This is a genomic window from Nonomuraea sp. B5E05, assembly GCF_039880665.1.
Classification (GTDB): domain Bacteria; phylum Actinomycetota; class Actinomycetes; order Streptosporangiales; family Streptosporangiaceae; genus Nonomuraea.
Genome location: NZ_JBDPMJ010000002.1, coordinates 453,078 through 466,798, shown reverse-complemented (window position 1 = coordinate 466,798; position 13,721 = coordinate 453,078). Strand labels below are relative to the sequence as shown.

At 71.6% G+C, this 13,721-nt stretch carries 12 protein-coding genes; 10 read left to right on the top strand and 2 right to left on the bottom strand.

All coding sequences use genetic code 11. From position 1 onward, the window contains the following. Nucleotides 1-22 precede the first annotated feature (22 nt). The 3 genes from ABGB01_RS05480 (at nucleotide 23) to pyk (ending at nucleotide 3,566) form a co-directional block, all read left to right on the top strand. Entirely contained in the window at nucleotides 23-319 is a 297-nt protein-coding gene (locus ABGB01_RS05480; RefSeq protein ID WP_347770910.1) for a hypothetical protein, read from the top strand. 47 nt (nucleotides 320-366) lie between these two features. Continuing rightward, on the top strand, nucleotides 367-2,010 hold the full coding sequence (locus ABGB01_RS05475; RefSeq protein ID WP_347770908.1) for a S8 family serine peptidase: 1,644 nt from the start codon (nucleotides 367-369) through the stop codon (nucleotides 2,008-2,010). A gap of 125 nt (nucleotides 2,011-2,135) precedes the next feature. Further along, nucleotides 2,136-3,566, top strand: coding sequence for a pyruvate kinase (pyk, locus tag ABGB01_RS05470; protein WP_132508412.1), 1,431 nt, complete (start codon nucleotides 2,136-2,138; stop codon nucleotides 3,564-3,566). A gap of 599 nt (nucleotides 3,567-4,165) precedes the next feature. Here the strand turns inward: pyk and dapD are convergent. After that, a complete protein-coding gene (gene dapD, locus ABGB01_RS05465; protein WP_347621485.1) occupies nucleotides 4,166-5,128 on the bottom strand; it encodes a 2,3,4,5-tetrahydropyridine-2,6-dicarboxylate N-succinyltransferase in 963 nt (320 codons plus the stop codon). A 23-nt stretch (nucleotides 5,129-5,151) separates the two neighbouring features. Next, entirely contained in the window at nucleotides 5,152-5,574 is a 423-nt protein-coding gene (locus ABGB01_RS05460; protein WP_347770905.1) for a pyridoxamine 5'-phosphate oxidase family protein, read from the bottom strand. Between the two features lie 213 nt (nucleotides 5,575-5,787). Between ABGB01_RS05460 and ABGB01_RS05455 the strand changes: the two genes are divergently transcribed. From ABGB01_RS05455 to ABGB01_RS05425, 7 genes are read left to right on the top strand one after another with little or no spacing between them, the layout of a single operon-like run. Beyond that, nucleotides 5,788-7,122 carry a SidA/IucD/PvdA family monooxygenase gene (locus ABGB01_RS05455; RefSeq protein WP_347770903.1) on the top strand — a complete coding sequence of 445 codons (1,335 nt, stop codon included), beginning with the start codon at nucleotides 5,788-5,790 and terminating at the stop codon, nucleotides 7,120-7,122. Continuing rightward, on the top strand, nucleotides 7,122-8,177 hold the full coding sequence (locus ABGB01_RS05450) for an iron chelate uptake ABC transporter family permease subunit (RefSeq protein ID WP_347770901.1): 1,056 nt from the start codon (nucleotides 7,122-7,124) through the stop codon (nucleotides 8,175-8,177). Before ABGB01_RS05455 ends, ABGB01_RS05450 begins: the two co-directional genes overlap by 1 nt. Continuing rightward, nucleotides 8,174-9,226 (top strand): iron chelate uptake ABC transporter family permease subunit, encoded by a 1,053-nt coding sequence (locus ABGB01_RS05445; protein WP_347770899.1) that lies wholly within the window; start codon nucleotides 8,174-8,176, stop codon nucleotides 9,224-9,226. The genes ABGB01_RS05450 and ABGB01_RS05445 overlap by 4 nt, the downstream gene beginning before the upstream one ends. Next, complete coding sequence (locus ABGB01_RS05440; protein WP_347770897.1) at nucleotides 9,223-10,041, top strand: ABC transporter ATP-binding protein; 819 nt, start codon at nucleotides 9,223-9,225, stop codon at nucleotides 10,039-10,041. The genes ABGB01_RS05445 and ABGB01_RS05440 overlap by 4 nt, the downstream gene beginning before the upstream one ends. Beyond that, complete coding sequence (locus ABGB01_RS05435) at nucleotides 10,016-10,243, top strand: MbtH family protein (RefSeq protein ID WP_347770895.1); 228 nt, start codon at nucleotides 10,016-10,018, stop codon at nucleotides 10,241-10,243. Before ABGB01_RS05440 ends, ABGB01_RS05435 begins: the two co-directional genes overlap by 26 nt. 8 nt (nucleotides 10,244-10,251) lie before the next feature. After that, nucleotides 10,252-11,934 carry an ABC transporter ATP-binding protein gene (locus ABGB01_RS05430; protein ID WP_347770893.1) on the top strand — a complete coding sequence of 561 codons (1,683 nt, stop codon included), beginning with the start codon at nucleotides 10,252-10,254 and terminating at the stop codon, nucleotides 11,932-11,934. After that, complete coding sequence (locus ABGB01_RS05425; protein WP_347770891.1) at nucleotides 11,931-13,715, top strand: ABC transporter ATP-binding protein; 1,785 nt, start codon at nucleotides 11,931-11,933, stop codon at nucleotides 13,713-13,715. The genes ABGB01_RS05430 and ABGB01_RS05425 overlap by 4 nt, the downstream gene beginning before the upstream one ends. Nucleotides 13,716-13,721: the final 6 nt, after the last annotated feature.

Below are 13,721 nucleotides of genomic sequence, written 5' to 3'. Positions count from 1 at the left end.
GGCCGGCCGCGCGGGCCACGGCGTGGACACGCTGGGAGGCGGGATCGGCGGCGCGGTAGATGACCAGCCGCCGGCCGGGGGTCGGCTCACAGCGCCGCTGATCGCCCTGCGGATCGAGGACAGCCCGGTCGAAGGGACGGTGGAGCGCGACCTCATCCCCATGGCTCGCGAGATGGGTCTCGGCGTCGTCCCGTGGCCGCCGCCGGCCAGCGGCGTGCTGACCGGCGGCGCCGTCACGTGCCGCGCGGTGCTGGGGGTATTGACCCACCTTCTCCCCCTATCGACCGAAATTTCACTACTAAGGTGCATCGCTGGTTGACTGTCGGGAAGATGCGGATTCACGGCCGGTCAGCGAACGGGGGAACCATGTGGCGAGTCGCCTCCGGAACGATGGCGCTCGCCGCCGCAGTCGCGCTCACGGCCTGCGCACCGCCGGCCGCGGCCCCCCACAGACCGGCCACGCCCCAGAACGACTATCTCGTCTTCTACGCGGCGGGACGGCACGCGGAGGCCGTGAACGCCGTCGAACGGGCCGGCGGCACCACGGTCGGAGAGGACGCCAGGCTCGGCTACCTGCTGGCCAGGGGCGCGGGCGGCGGCTTCGCCGAGGGCGTGGGCGCCGACCAGGCCATCGTGGGCGTGTCCGCCGACCGGCGCATCGGCTACGCCACGGCTCGCCAGGGCACTCATCAGGCGGCCCGGCCCGCGGCCTTCCCCGACGCGTCGTCGTTCACCAAGAGCGCGGCCGAGCCGCTCGCCGGCCGCCAGTGGGACATGCGCATGATCGGCGCGGACCGCGCGAACTCCAAGGCCCCCGGCACCAAGAAGGTCCTGGTCGGCGTCATGGACACCGGCGTCGACGGCAAGCACCCCGACATCGCCCCCAACTTCAACCGCGAGCTGAGCCGGAACTTCGTCACCGACCGGCCCAAGGACCGGCACGGCGAGACGCTCGACGGCCCCTGCGAGGCCGAGGGCTGCAAGGACCCCGCGGACGTGGACGACGACGGCCACGGCACCCACGTCGCCAGCACGATCGCCTCCCCGATCAACGGCATCGGCATCGCGGGAGTGGCGCCCGGCGTGCAGATCGTGAACCTCAGGGCCGGCCAGGACTCCGGGTTCTTCTTCCTCAGGCCCAGCCTCGACGCGCTCGCCTACGCCGCCGACATCGGCGTGGACGTCGTGAACATGAGCTACTACGTCGACCCCTGGCTGTTCAACTGCAAGGCCAATCCGGCCGACACCAAGAAGCAGCAGCTGGAGCAGCAGGCCGTCATCACCGGCATGCAGCGGGCCCTGGACTACGCCAGGAAGAAGGGCGTGACGCTCATCTCCGCCCTCGGCAACGGCGGCACCGACCTCGGCCATCCCGAGATCGACGACCAGAGCCCCGGCTACCCGAAGGGCGACGAGAAGAAGCGCGAGATCGACAACTCCTGCATCAACGTGCCCGCGGAGTCCGCCGGCGTCATCTCCGTCTCCGCCGTCGGCCCCTCCGGACGCAAGGCGATCTACAGCGACTACGGCGTCGAGCAGACCGACCTGGCCGCGCCCGGAGGCGACATCCTCGACGGTGAGGGCGCCAGGGCCGACCGGGGGATCCTGGCCGCCGCACCCGAGCACGTGCTGCGCGCGTCAGGGCGCATCGACGCCAAGGGCAACCCCAAGGGCGCGGACGTGGTCAAGGACTGCAAGGACGGCCGCTGCTCGTACTACCGGTATCTGGAGGGCACCTCCATGGCCTCGCCGCACGCCACCGGGGTCGCGGCGATCCTGATCAGCCGCTTCGGCAAGCCCGGCAAGGGCGGGCTCCACCTCGATCCGGCCACCACCGAGCGACTGCTCTACAAGACCGCGACCCAGAAGACGTGCCCGACGCCCCGCCGCCACGTCTACAAGATCTACAACAAGACCGAGACGCACGAGTGCGAGGGCGACAAAGCGGACAACGGCTTCTACGGCCACGGCATCGTGGACGCCTGGAAGGCCGCGACCGTCGAACCCTGAGAGTCTGACGAGTACCCGAACTTGGCCCGTCCAGGGGGCGCCGTTCTCGTTCTGTTCGCCTTCTGCGGGTACGTTCTCCGTCGTCAGTGACTGTTAAGTGGTCTGTACCAATTAAGGTAGGACTCGTGACTCGTCGCGCGAAAATCGTCTGCACTCTCGGCCCCGCCACATCGTCCAAGGAACGCCTGCACGAGCTGATCGCCGCCGGCATGGACGTGGCACGGTTCAACCTCAGTCATGGCAACCATGACCTGCACAGAGAGGTCTACGACCGGGTCAGGGAGGTGGCGGCCGACCTCGGCCGCGGTGTAGGCGTGCTCGCCGACCTGCAGGGCCCCAAGATCCGTGTCGGCACGTTCGAAGAAGGCCCCGTCAGGCTGGGCTTCGGCGACGTCTTCACCATCACCACCGAAGACGTGCCGGGCGACCGCGAGCAGGTCTCCACCACCTACAAGGGGTTGCCCAACGACGTGCGCCCCGGCGACACGATCCTCGTCGACGACGGCCGCCTCGTGCTCGAGGCCACCCGCGTCGACGGCGACCGCATCGCCACCCGCGTCGTCATCGGCGGCATGATCTCCGACAACAAGGGCCTCAACCTGCCCGGCGTCAACGTCAGCGCGCCCGCGCTGACCGACAAGGACGAAGCCGACCTGCGCTGGGCGCTGCGCACCGGGTGCGACATGATCGCCCTGTCGTTCGTCCGCCGCCCGTCCGACGCCGACGTCGTGCGCAACATCATGGAGCAGGAGGCCGTGCGCCTCCCGCTGCTCGCCAAGATCGAGAAGCCGCAGGCCGTCGACCGCCTCCCCGACATCGTCGAGGCCTTCGACGGCATCATGGTGGCCCGCGGCGACCTCGGCGTCGAGCTGCCGCTCGAGCAGGTGCCGATCGTGCAGCGGCGCATCATCGAGCTGTGCCGCGAGAAGGCCCGCCCGGTCATCGTCGCCACCCAGATGCTCGACTCCATGATGAGCTCCCCGCGCCCCACCCGCGCCGAGGCCTCCGACGTGGCCTACGCGGTCATGGACGGCGCCGACGCGGTCATGTTGTCCGGCGAGACCTCCGTCGGCAACTACCCGATCGAGGCCGTCTCCACGATGGACCGCATCGCCTGCGCCGCGGAGAAGCACTCCCTGCACGCCACCCACACGCTGGAGCGCATGCCGGAGACGACCGGCGGCGCCATCGCCAGGGCCGCGGCCGAGGTCGGCGCGATCGTCGGGGCCAAGGCGCTGGTGGCGTTCACGATGTCGGGCGAGACGGCCCGGCGGCTGGCCCGCTACCGCTCGCCGATCCCGCTGCTGGCCTTCACGTCGGCGCCCCACGTGCGGGGGCAGCTCTCGCTGACGTGGGGGGTGGAGACGTTCCACGTGCCGTTCGTCCACCACACCGACGACATGGTGCGGCAGGTCGAGGCCTCGCTGCTGTCGTCGGGACGGCTGGAGAAGGGCGACAAGGTGGTCATCGTGGCCGGCTCGCCTCCCGGCACCCCGGGCTCAACCAACGCCCTGCGCGTCCACACCATCGGATCCGCCGTGTCCCACGCGCACTGACTTTTCGGTTCTCGGCTCACTTTTGAACAGTGAAGCAGGAGGATCCCGTGGGTCCATACTGCTGTCGCGATCTTGTAACAATGCCCATGCGCAGGCGGCCGCTCATCGACGATCTGGGTTTGTCGAGCACCTGATCATCAATGAGCGGCCGTGGGGTTCATTGTGCTGCAGCAGGCAGGCAGGCGAGGACGCCTGCTGCCTTCCCTTGTTCTGCCCCGCGATCTGAGCGGAGCCGACCTGCGTAACGCGAACCCGCGTGGCGCCCGCCTCGATTACAGTGATCTTCGCGGAGCCACTCTGAGCGGAGCCGTGCTGACCGGCGCCTCCCTGAAGCGGGTAGTTGTCGATGACAACACCGTCTGGCCCGACGGAGTCGAACCGTCCTTGATCGAACCAGCACGGCCGCGATCGCTCCCACCCATCCGTCCCCGGACCTACGACGAATGCGCAGTCAGGGACCAGTCGGCTGAGTGATTACGTGAGTTCACGGGGTGCCGTGATGTGTTTTCTTTCTTTACGGCTTCGCCTGGTTCAGCCACCTGCGGCGGGTGACTGGACCAGGCGCAGCCGTAAAGGAAGAAAGCCTTTATATGGTCGGGTCAGTTGGCGTGGAGGGCGGCGTTGAGCTCGATGGTGCCGCCCTCGCGAGGCACCGCCTCCACCGCGCCCGACTGGGAGTTGCGGCGCAGCAGGATGCCGTTCGACCCCGACAGTTCGGCGGCCTTGACCACCCGGCCCTCGGGCAGGGCGACCTTCGTGCCCGCCGTCACGTAGAGCCCGGCCTCCACCACGCAGTCGTCGCCCAGCGAGATGCCGATGCCGGCGTTCGCGCCCAGCAGGCAGCGCTCGCCGATCGAGATGACCTGCTTGCCGCCGCCCGACAGCGTTCCCATGATCGACGCGCCGCCGCCCACGTCGGAGCCGTCGCCGACCACCACGCCGGCCGAGACCCTGCCCTCGATCATCGAGGCGCCCAGCGTGCCGGCGTTGAAGTTGACGAAGCCCTCGTGCATGACGGTGGTGCCGCTCGCCAGGTGCGCGCCCAGGCGCACCCGGTCGGCGTCGGCGATGCGCACGCCGGACGGCATCACGTAGTCGACCATCCGCGGGAACTTGTCGACGCCGTACACCGTCACCGCGCCCCTGGCCCGTAGCCGCAGGCGGGTCCGCTCGAAGTCCGGCACCGGGCACGGGCCCGCGTCGGTCCACACCACGTTGGCCAGCAGGCCGAAGATGCCGTCGAGGTTGACGCCGTGCGGCCTGACGAGGCGCGCGGAGATCAGGTGCAGTCGCAGGTAGACGTCGTGCGCGTCGACGGGGGCCTCGGAGAGCTTGGCGATGCCGGTGCGCACCGCGACCACCTCCACGCCCCGCGCCTCGTCGGGCCCGGTCAGCCCCGCCAGTTCGCCGGCCTCGCCGGCGGGGAGCCGCTCGGTGCCCGAAACGGGCGCGTCGCCCAGCTCGGGTGCGGGGAACCAGGTGTCGAGCACGGTGCCGTCGGAGGCGATGGTCGCGAGGCCGACGCCGAACGCGCCGGTCGAGGTGGGATCGATAGCAGTCACGGGGCCAAAAATACCGTTTCTGCTCAGCTCAGGGCGCCGAGGTCGGCCGAGAGCCAGTGTTCTGGCCGCATCCTGAACGTGACGAGCGCGTGCAGGTCGGAGCCCTGCACGTAACCCGACACGGCGTCGGGCGGCAGGTAACGCGCCGAGATGCGCGTCAGATCCTCCAGCGTCGTGGGGTCGGAGCGCACCAGCGGCCCCTCCACCGACACGTACCGGTAGGTGGGGCTGACCCGCTGTACCAGTATCGAGAACCTGCCCGCCTTCGCGATCAGCCGGGCCTTGACCGAGTCGCCGTCGGTCAGGAACCGGATCTCGCCGCCGGGGCGGTAGTCGTACCAGACGGGTACGTTCAGCGGCCCCCGCCCCTCGCCGGCCTCCACGGCGAGGCTCGCGATGTGCGGCTCCGCCAGGAACGCCTCCCGTGCCGCCACGTCCAACGGCATGCGCCCACCCCCGTCTTCATCGATCTTGATGACGGTCATTCCCGGTGGGAGCGGTTCCGAAAAGCCACCCGCCGTCCCTTTCCGCGCCGGTCGTCCGCCGGTCCCGGCTCGCTGGACCCCGGCCCGCGACCCCCGCCTCGGGGGTCGGCGGCCCTCCTTGCAAGGTAAGGCTAACCTAATCTAGCATCGGCCGCAGAGGGAGGCGATGCCTCGGTGGAGACACTGCTGAGCAGACTCAACGGCACCTACGACATCCTGGGAATCGGCTTCGGCCCATCGAATCTCGCGCTGGCGATCGCCTTGCGGGAGCACAACGCCCGGGTCCCGGCACCCGAACGGGTCCACATGCGGTTCCTGGAGAAGCAACCCGGCTTCGGCTGGCACAAGGGGATGCTTCTCGACGACGCGACCATGCAGGTGTCATTCCTGAAAGACCTGGTCACCCTGCGCGACCCCGCCAGCGATTTCAGCTTCCTGTGCTTCCTGAAGGACAGCGGCAGACTGGTGGACTTCCTCAACCACAAGACGCTCTTCCCGCTGCGGATCGAGTTCCACGCCTATTTCGAGTGGGCGGCCGAGCGGGTGCGCGACCTGGTCGCGTACGCCGAGGAGGTCGTGTCCGTCGAGCCGGTGACCGCGGCGGGCGGTGGCGTCCCCGCGTACGACGTGATCAGCACGGACGCGGAGCGTCCAGGGCACACCACCGTACGGCGGGCCCGTAACCTCTGCGTCGCCACCGGGCTGGAGCCGCACCTGCCGCCGGGAACCGTCGTCTCCGACCGGGTGTGGCACAACAGCGAGCTGCTGCCCCGGGTGGCCGCCCTCAAGGAGGCCGGGGTCCCGGTGCGGCGGGCCGTGGTGCTCGGGGCGGGCCAGAGCGCGGCCGAGACGGCCGACTACCTGCACCGCACCTTCGCCGACGCGGAAGTCTGCGCCGTCATCGCCAAATACGGCTACACCCCCGCCGATGATAGCCCTTTCGCCAACCAGATCTTCGATCCCGAGGCCGTGGACACGTTCTTCGGCGCTCCGTCAGCCGTCAAGCAGTCCCTGCTCGACTACCACCGCGGCACCAACTACTCCGTGGTGGACATGGACCTCATCGAGTCCCTCTACCGGACCATGTACCGGGAGAAGGTCCAGGGCGGCGAGCGGCTGCGCGTCCTGCGCGCCTCGCGCATCCGCGAGGTCGGCGAACGGGACGACCGGCTCGACGTCACGGTCGAATATCTGCCCACCGGAGAGCACGAGGTGCTCGAGGCGGACCTCCTCGTCCACGCCACGGGCTACCGGCCCCAGGACATCGGCACCGTCCTCGGCCAGGCCGCCAAGTTATGCCTGCGCGACGACGAGGACCGGCTCAGGATAGGCCGCGACTACCGCGTCGAGGCGCCCGCGCACGTGTCGGCGGGCATCTACCTGCAGGGAGCGGGTGAACACACCCACGGCCTCACCTCGACGCTCCTGTCCGCCACCGCCGTGCGGGCCGGCGAGATCCGCGACTCGCTGCTGGCCGGCCACACGCCGCGGGCCAGGGCGGCGACATAGTGATCCTCTCCGATCGCCGGCCGGCCGCACCGACGGACCGGCCGGCGGGCGTCGCCGCGGGCGACGCCGGCCGGAGCGGCTGGCTGCTCGTGCTCGTGGCGGCGCTGGTCGCCACGTGTCTCCTGAGCATCGCCGTCGGCACCAGGACCATCGGCCTCGGCACGGTCTGGGACGCGTTCGCCCACGTCGCGGACACCGACGACCACGCGATCGTGCGCGAGCTGCGGGTCCCGAGGACCGTGCTGGGGCTGCTGGCGGGAGCCGCGCTCGGCGTCTCGGGAGCGGTCATCCAGGCGGTGACGCGCAACCCGCTGGCGGACACGCAGCTCCTCGGAATGAACGCGGGAGCGGCGCTCTTCGTCGTGTTCGCGATCGGGGTCCTGGGCCTGACCTCCATCTGGTCGTACGTGTGGTTCGCGTTCGCCGGGGTGGCCTTCGCCACCGTGCTCGTCTCCACGCTAGGCTCCATCGGGCGCGGAGAGGCGACGCCGCTCCGGCTGACGCTCGCGGGCGTGGCGCTCGGCGCCGTCATGGAGGGCGTCTCGGCCGCGATCCGGCTGCTGAAGCCGCGGGCCTTCGACTACCTGCGCTTCTGGGATGTCGGCACGCTCGGCGGCCGGCCGCTGCCCATCGCCGAAGCGGTCGCGCCGTTCATCCTGGCCGGCCTGGTGCTGGCGTTCGCCGCCGCCCGCTCGCTCAACGCCGTCGCGCTGGGCGACGACCTCGCCCGCTCGCTGGGCGCCGGCGTCACCCGGACACGCGTGCTGTCAGTGATCTCGGTGGCGCTCCTGACGGGCGCGGCGACCGCGGCGGTGGGCCCGATCGGGTTCATCGGCCTGATGGTGCCGCACGCCGTCCGCCGGATCGTCGGGCCCGACCAGCGGTGGATCCTCGCGTACACGGTGATCTGCGCCCCGATCCTGCTGCTCGGCGCGGACATCGCGGGCCGGGTGCTGATCCGCCCCGCCGAACTGCAGGCCGGGATCGTCACCGCGTTCCTGGGAGCGCCGGTGCTGATCTGGCTGATCCGCCGGCGGGCGGTGACGAGCCCGTGAGCGGGGTGGACTTCGGTCACCGGGTCGTCATCGTGCGCCGGCCCCGCGCATCCGTCAGGTTCGGCGCACGCACGGCGCTCGTCTGCGCCGCGCTCGGCCTCGCGGCCGCGGCGGTCGCGGTGCTCGGGCTGGGCACCGGCGAGTTCGAGGTGCCGCCGGGCGAGGTGCTCCAGGCACTGGCCGGGCAGGGGCCGGGCGCGACGCGCCTGGTGGTCGTGGAGTGGCGGCTGCCGCGCGTGTTGCTGGCCCTGCTCATCGGCGCGGCGCTCGGACTGAGCGGCGCCGTCTTCCAGTCGTTGTTGCGCAATCCGCTCGGCAGCCCCGACGTGATCGGGTTCAACACCGGCGCCTACACCGGGGTGCTGGTCACGATGGTGCTGGTCGGCCGCGGCTACTACGAGACCGCGGCGGGCGCCCTGATCGGCGGGCTCGCGGCCGCCCTGGTGGTCTACCTGCTGGCGTACAGGCAGGGCGTGCAGGGGTTCCGGCTCATCATCGTGGGGATCGCGATCAGCGCGGTCCTCGCCTCCGTGAACCAGTGGTTCGTCATCAAGGCTGACCTGCGCCTGGCGGTCGCCGCGGCGATCTGGGGACAGGGCAGCCTGAACACGGTGAAATGGGAGCACGTCCCGCCCGTGGCCGCCGCGGTCGTGCTGCTCGCCGGATGCCTGCTGGCCCTCGGGCCGCGCCTGTCGCTGCTGGCGATGGGCGAGGAGCCCGCCGCCGCGCTCGGCGTGCGCACCGAACGGGCCCGGCTGCTCTATCTCGTCGTCGGCGTCGCGCTGACCGCCGTGGCCACCGCCGCCGCGGGACCTGTCTCGTTCGTCGCGCTCGCCGCCCCCCAACTGGCCCGCCTGCTCACGCGTACGGCCGGCATAGCCCTGGCGCCCTCGGCGGCCATGGGCGCGCTGCTGCTGACCGCGAGCGACTGGCTCGGCCAGCGCGCGTTCGCCCCCACCCAGCTTCCCGTGGGAGTGGTGACGGTGTCGCTCGGCGGCCTCTACTTCGCCTGGCTGCTGGCCAGGCCGATGCGGAAGGCGAGCTCATGAGACTGAGCGCCAGGGATCTCACTCTCGGCTACGACAACCGGCCGATCAGCGAGCACCTCAGCGTCGACATCCCCGACGGCGCCCTCACCGTGATCGTCGGCCCGAACGCCTGCGGCAAGTCCACCCTGCTCAGAGCGCTCTCGCGGCTGCTCAAGCCGTCCGCGGGACAGGTCGTGCTGGACGGCAGGGACATCCACTCCTACCCGGCCAAGGAGGTCGCCAGGCGGCTCGGCCTGCTGCCGCAGTCGTCGATCGCGCCCGACGGCATCACCGTGGCCGACCTGGTGGCACGAGGGCGCCACCCGCACCAGAACCTGATCAGGCAGTGGTCGGCCGGGGACGAGGCGGCCGTGGTGAGCGCGATGGCGGCCACCGGTGTCACCGACCTGTCCGGGCGGCTCGTCGACACGCTCTCCGGCGGCCAGCGCCAGCGCGTCTGGGTGGCGATGGTGCTCGCCCAGGAGACCTCGATCGTGCTGCTCGACGAGCCGACCACGTTCCTCGACATCGCCCACCAGATCGAACTGCTCGAACTCTGCCTCCGCCTGAACCGGGAGCAGCGCAACACCATGGTGGCCGTCCTGCACGACCTCAACCAGGCCTGCCGGTACGCCGACCACATCATCGCGATGAAGGCGGGCGCCGTCGTGGCGCAGAGCGACCCCCGGAAGATCGTCACCGCCGAGCTGATCGAGGACGTGTTCGGCCTGCCCTGCCGCATCATCGACGACCCGGAGACCCACACCCCGCTGGTCATCCCCCGATCCCACCACGCAGTCAGGAGTCACGATGTCCAACAATCCCTTCGACGATGAGAACGGCACCTTCTACGTGCTGGTGAACGACGAGGAGCAGCACTCCCTGTGGCCGACGTTCAAGGAGGTGCCACGGGGCTGGCGGGTGGTCTTCGGTGAAGGCGGCCAGAGCAAGCGCCAGGAGTGCGTGGACTACGTCGAGGAGCACTGGACGGATCTGCGGCCCAGGAGCCTGCGCGAGAGCATGGCCGCCGACCAGTGACGCGGCCCATGACCGGCAGGCGGGTGTTGTGGCGCGCGGTGACGCGCAACCGGTGGCAGCTCAGTACAGGGACCGGCCTGATCAGCCTGCACCAGGTCTGCGAGTCGCTGGTGCCGATCCTCATCGGGGTGATCGTCGACCAGGCCATCGGCCCGGGGGACGGCGGCGCACTGGTGCTCTGGGTGGCCGCCCTGGCCGGCCTGTTCACCGTGCTGAGCATGGCCTACCGCTTCGGCGCCCGCCGGCTGATGCGCGCCATCGCGGACGAGGCGCACCTGCTGCGCGTCGAGGTGGCATCCAAGATCATGCAGCCGCGCGGGATCAGGACCGACCGCCGTGCCGGTGACCTGCTCACCGTGGCCACGACCGACACCGACAACACCTCCTACCTGCTGGACTACGTGCCGCGCGTCGCGGGGGCGGTGACGGCGACCGCGGTGAGCGCCGTCGCGCTGCTGGTGATCGACATGCAACTCGGGCTGGCCGTGCTGGCCGGAACCCCCGTGGTACTCCTCGGGCTCCAGGCCGCCACCCCGCTCATCACCAAGCGGGTCACCGAGCAGCAGGACCTCGCAGGGGAGGCGACCTCGCTGGCGGCCGACCTGGTCAGCGGGGTGCGCCCGCTGCGCGGCATCGGCGCGGAGCGGGCGGCGGCCGGCCGCTACGACGAGGTCAGCAGGCGCTCCCTGCGGGCCGCGTTACGCGCGGCGCGCACCCAGGGCGCGTACCTGTCCGCCTCCACGGCCGGCGGTGCGCTCCTGGCCGGCGGCATCGCGATCCTGGCCGGATGGTTCGCGCTCAACCAGAGGATCACCGTCGGCGAGCTCATCACCGTCATCGGCCTCGCGCAGTTCCTGATGGAGCCCATCGGCACACTCGCCGTCGTGCCCGGCTGGGTCGCCGAGGCCAGGGCGTCCGCCGACCGTGTCGCCACCGTCCTCGACGCGCCCGCGCTGCTGCCAGAGGGCACGGAGACGCTCGACACCGGCTCACCCGGCCTCGAACTGCGGGCGCTCAGGTACGGCCCGCTGGACGGGGTCGACCTGCACGTGCGCCCCGGCGAATTCGTCGGCGTGGTGCCCCACCGCTCCGCCGAAGGGGAGGCACTGGTCAAGATCCTGTCCGGCCGGGTGGCGCCCGGCGAGTACGAGGGCGGCGTCCTCGTCGGAGGCACGCACCTGGCGCGGCTCGACCCGGAGCACGCCCGCCGGGCGATGCTCGTGGAACCCCACGTCACGGACCTGTTCACCGGGACGATCGAGGAGAACGTGACCGCCGGAGGCCCGCTGGACGAGGCCACGCTGGCCGCCTCCGCCGCCGGCCAGGTCGTCTCCGCCCACCCCGACGGCCTCACGCACGTCGTCGCGGAGCGGGGCGCCAGCCTCTCGGGCGGGCAGCGGCAAAGGCTGGCGCTGGCCCGCGCGCTCACGGCACGCCCCGCGATCCTCGTCATGCACGACCCCACCACCGCCGTGGACGCGGTGACCGAGCACGAGATCGCCCGCGGACTGCGCGCCCTGCGCCACCCCGGCTCCGGGCGGCTCACCACCGTGGTGGTGACGAGCAGCCCGGCCCTGCTCGCCATGACGGATCGGGTCGTGGTCCTCGACGGCGGCCGGATCGCCGCCGAGGGCACCCACGCCGAACTGGCCGTCACCGACGACGACTACAACCGGGCGGTGCTGCGATGACCGGACCAGACAGGCTGCCCGTCGCCGACGCCCGCAGGACCTGGGCGTGGCTGCGGCTCGAACTCCGCGCGCGATGGGTCGGCGGCACGCTCGCCGCGCTGGTGGGCGTCGTGGGCGCCGCCGCGTCGGTGGTGCCCGCGTACGCCCTGGGCACCCTCGTCGACCGCGTCAGGGAGCACGCGCCGGTCTCGGCGATCGTGCCCATCGCGGTCGTCATCGTGGCCGCGGCCGTCGCCGGTGGCGCGGCTACCGGCACGGCCACGTACCTGATCGGCCGGGTGTGCGGGCACATGCTCGCGGACCTGCGGGAACGTACGGTGGCCAGGGCGCTCAGCCTGCCCGTCACCACCCTGGAACGGGTCGGCAAGGGAGATCTGCTGTCACGGGTCGGCACCGACGCCGCCTCGATCGGCAAGGCCGCCACCAGCGTGATCCCCACGATGATCTCCGCCTTCCTGCTGGGCGTGCTGAGCATCGTGGCGATGGCCGGGATGGACTGGCGGCTCGGGCTCGCCGGCGCGGTCGCCGTCCCGCTCTACGTCGCGGCGCTGCGGTGGTACCTGCCGCGGGCGGCGCCGAAGTACGCCGCCGAGCGGCACGCCGTGGCCGGCAATTCGCAACTGCTGGTGGAGAACATGCAAGGTGTGCGCACGGTGCACGCCTACCGGCTGGAGCAGCGCCGGCTGCGCGACATCGGCGACGCCTCGCACCGGGTGCACGACATCTCCCTGTCGGTTTTCACGCTGTTCACCCGTTTCGTCGGCCGGGTCAACCGGGCGGAGTTCTTCGGCCTGGCCGCGATCCTCGTGGTCGGTTTCCTCCTCGTCCGGTCGGGAGCCGCCACCGTCGGCCAGAGCGCCGCGGCGGCCGTGCTGTTCCACCGCCTGTTCAACCCCATCGGCATGTTGCTGTTCACGTTCGACGAGTTGCAGGCGGCGGCGGCGAGCCTGGCCCGGCTGGTCGGCGTGGTGGACCTCGCGCCGGACCCCGGCGACGGCCCGGACCGTCCGGGCGGCGGCGGCGGCGCGGGCGGGGCGGCCGGCGCCGGGCTGGAGCTGTCCGGCGTGCGCTTCGGCTACGACGGCGGGCCGGAGGTGCTGCACGGCGTCTCCATCAGCCTGCCCGCCGGCGCCCGCGTCGCGCTGGTCGGATCCACGGGTGCGGGCAAGTCCACGCTCGCGGCGATCGCCGCGGGCATCCTGCGCCCCGGCAGCGGCACCGTGTCCGTCGGCGGCGTGGCGCTGCCGCCCGACCGGCTGCGCGCGCACGTCGCGATCATCACCCAGGAGGTGCACGTCTTCGCCGGCCCTCTCATCGAGGACCTGCGCCTGGCCAGGCAGGGGGCGTCGCCGGGCGAGATCGCCTCCGCGCTGTCCGCCGTCGGCGCGCTGGACTGGGCGACGGCCCTGCCCGACGGTCTCGACACGGTCGTCGGCGAGGGCGGCCACGAACTGACCACGGCCCAGGCCCAGCAACTCGCACTCGCCCGCCTGATCCTCGTCGACCCGGCGATCGCCATCCTCGACGAGGCCACCGCGGAGGCGGGCAGCCTCGGCGCGCGCACCTTGGAGGAGTCCGCCGCCGCGGCCACGCGGGGACGTACCACCCTGATCGTCGCCCACCGGCTGACCCAGGCCGCCGCCGCCGACCGGGTCGTCGTCCTGGAGCACGGCCGGATCGCGGAGCAGGGCCGACACCAGGAGCTGGTCGCCGCGGGCGGCCGGTACGCGCAGCTCTGGCGTGCCTGGGAAGCGCGCACCCCCACGTCGTCATCACGTTAGGCAGCC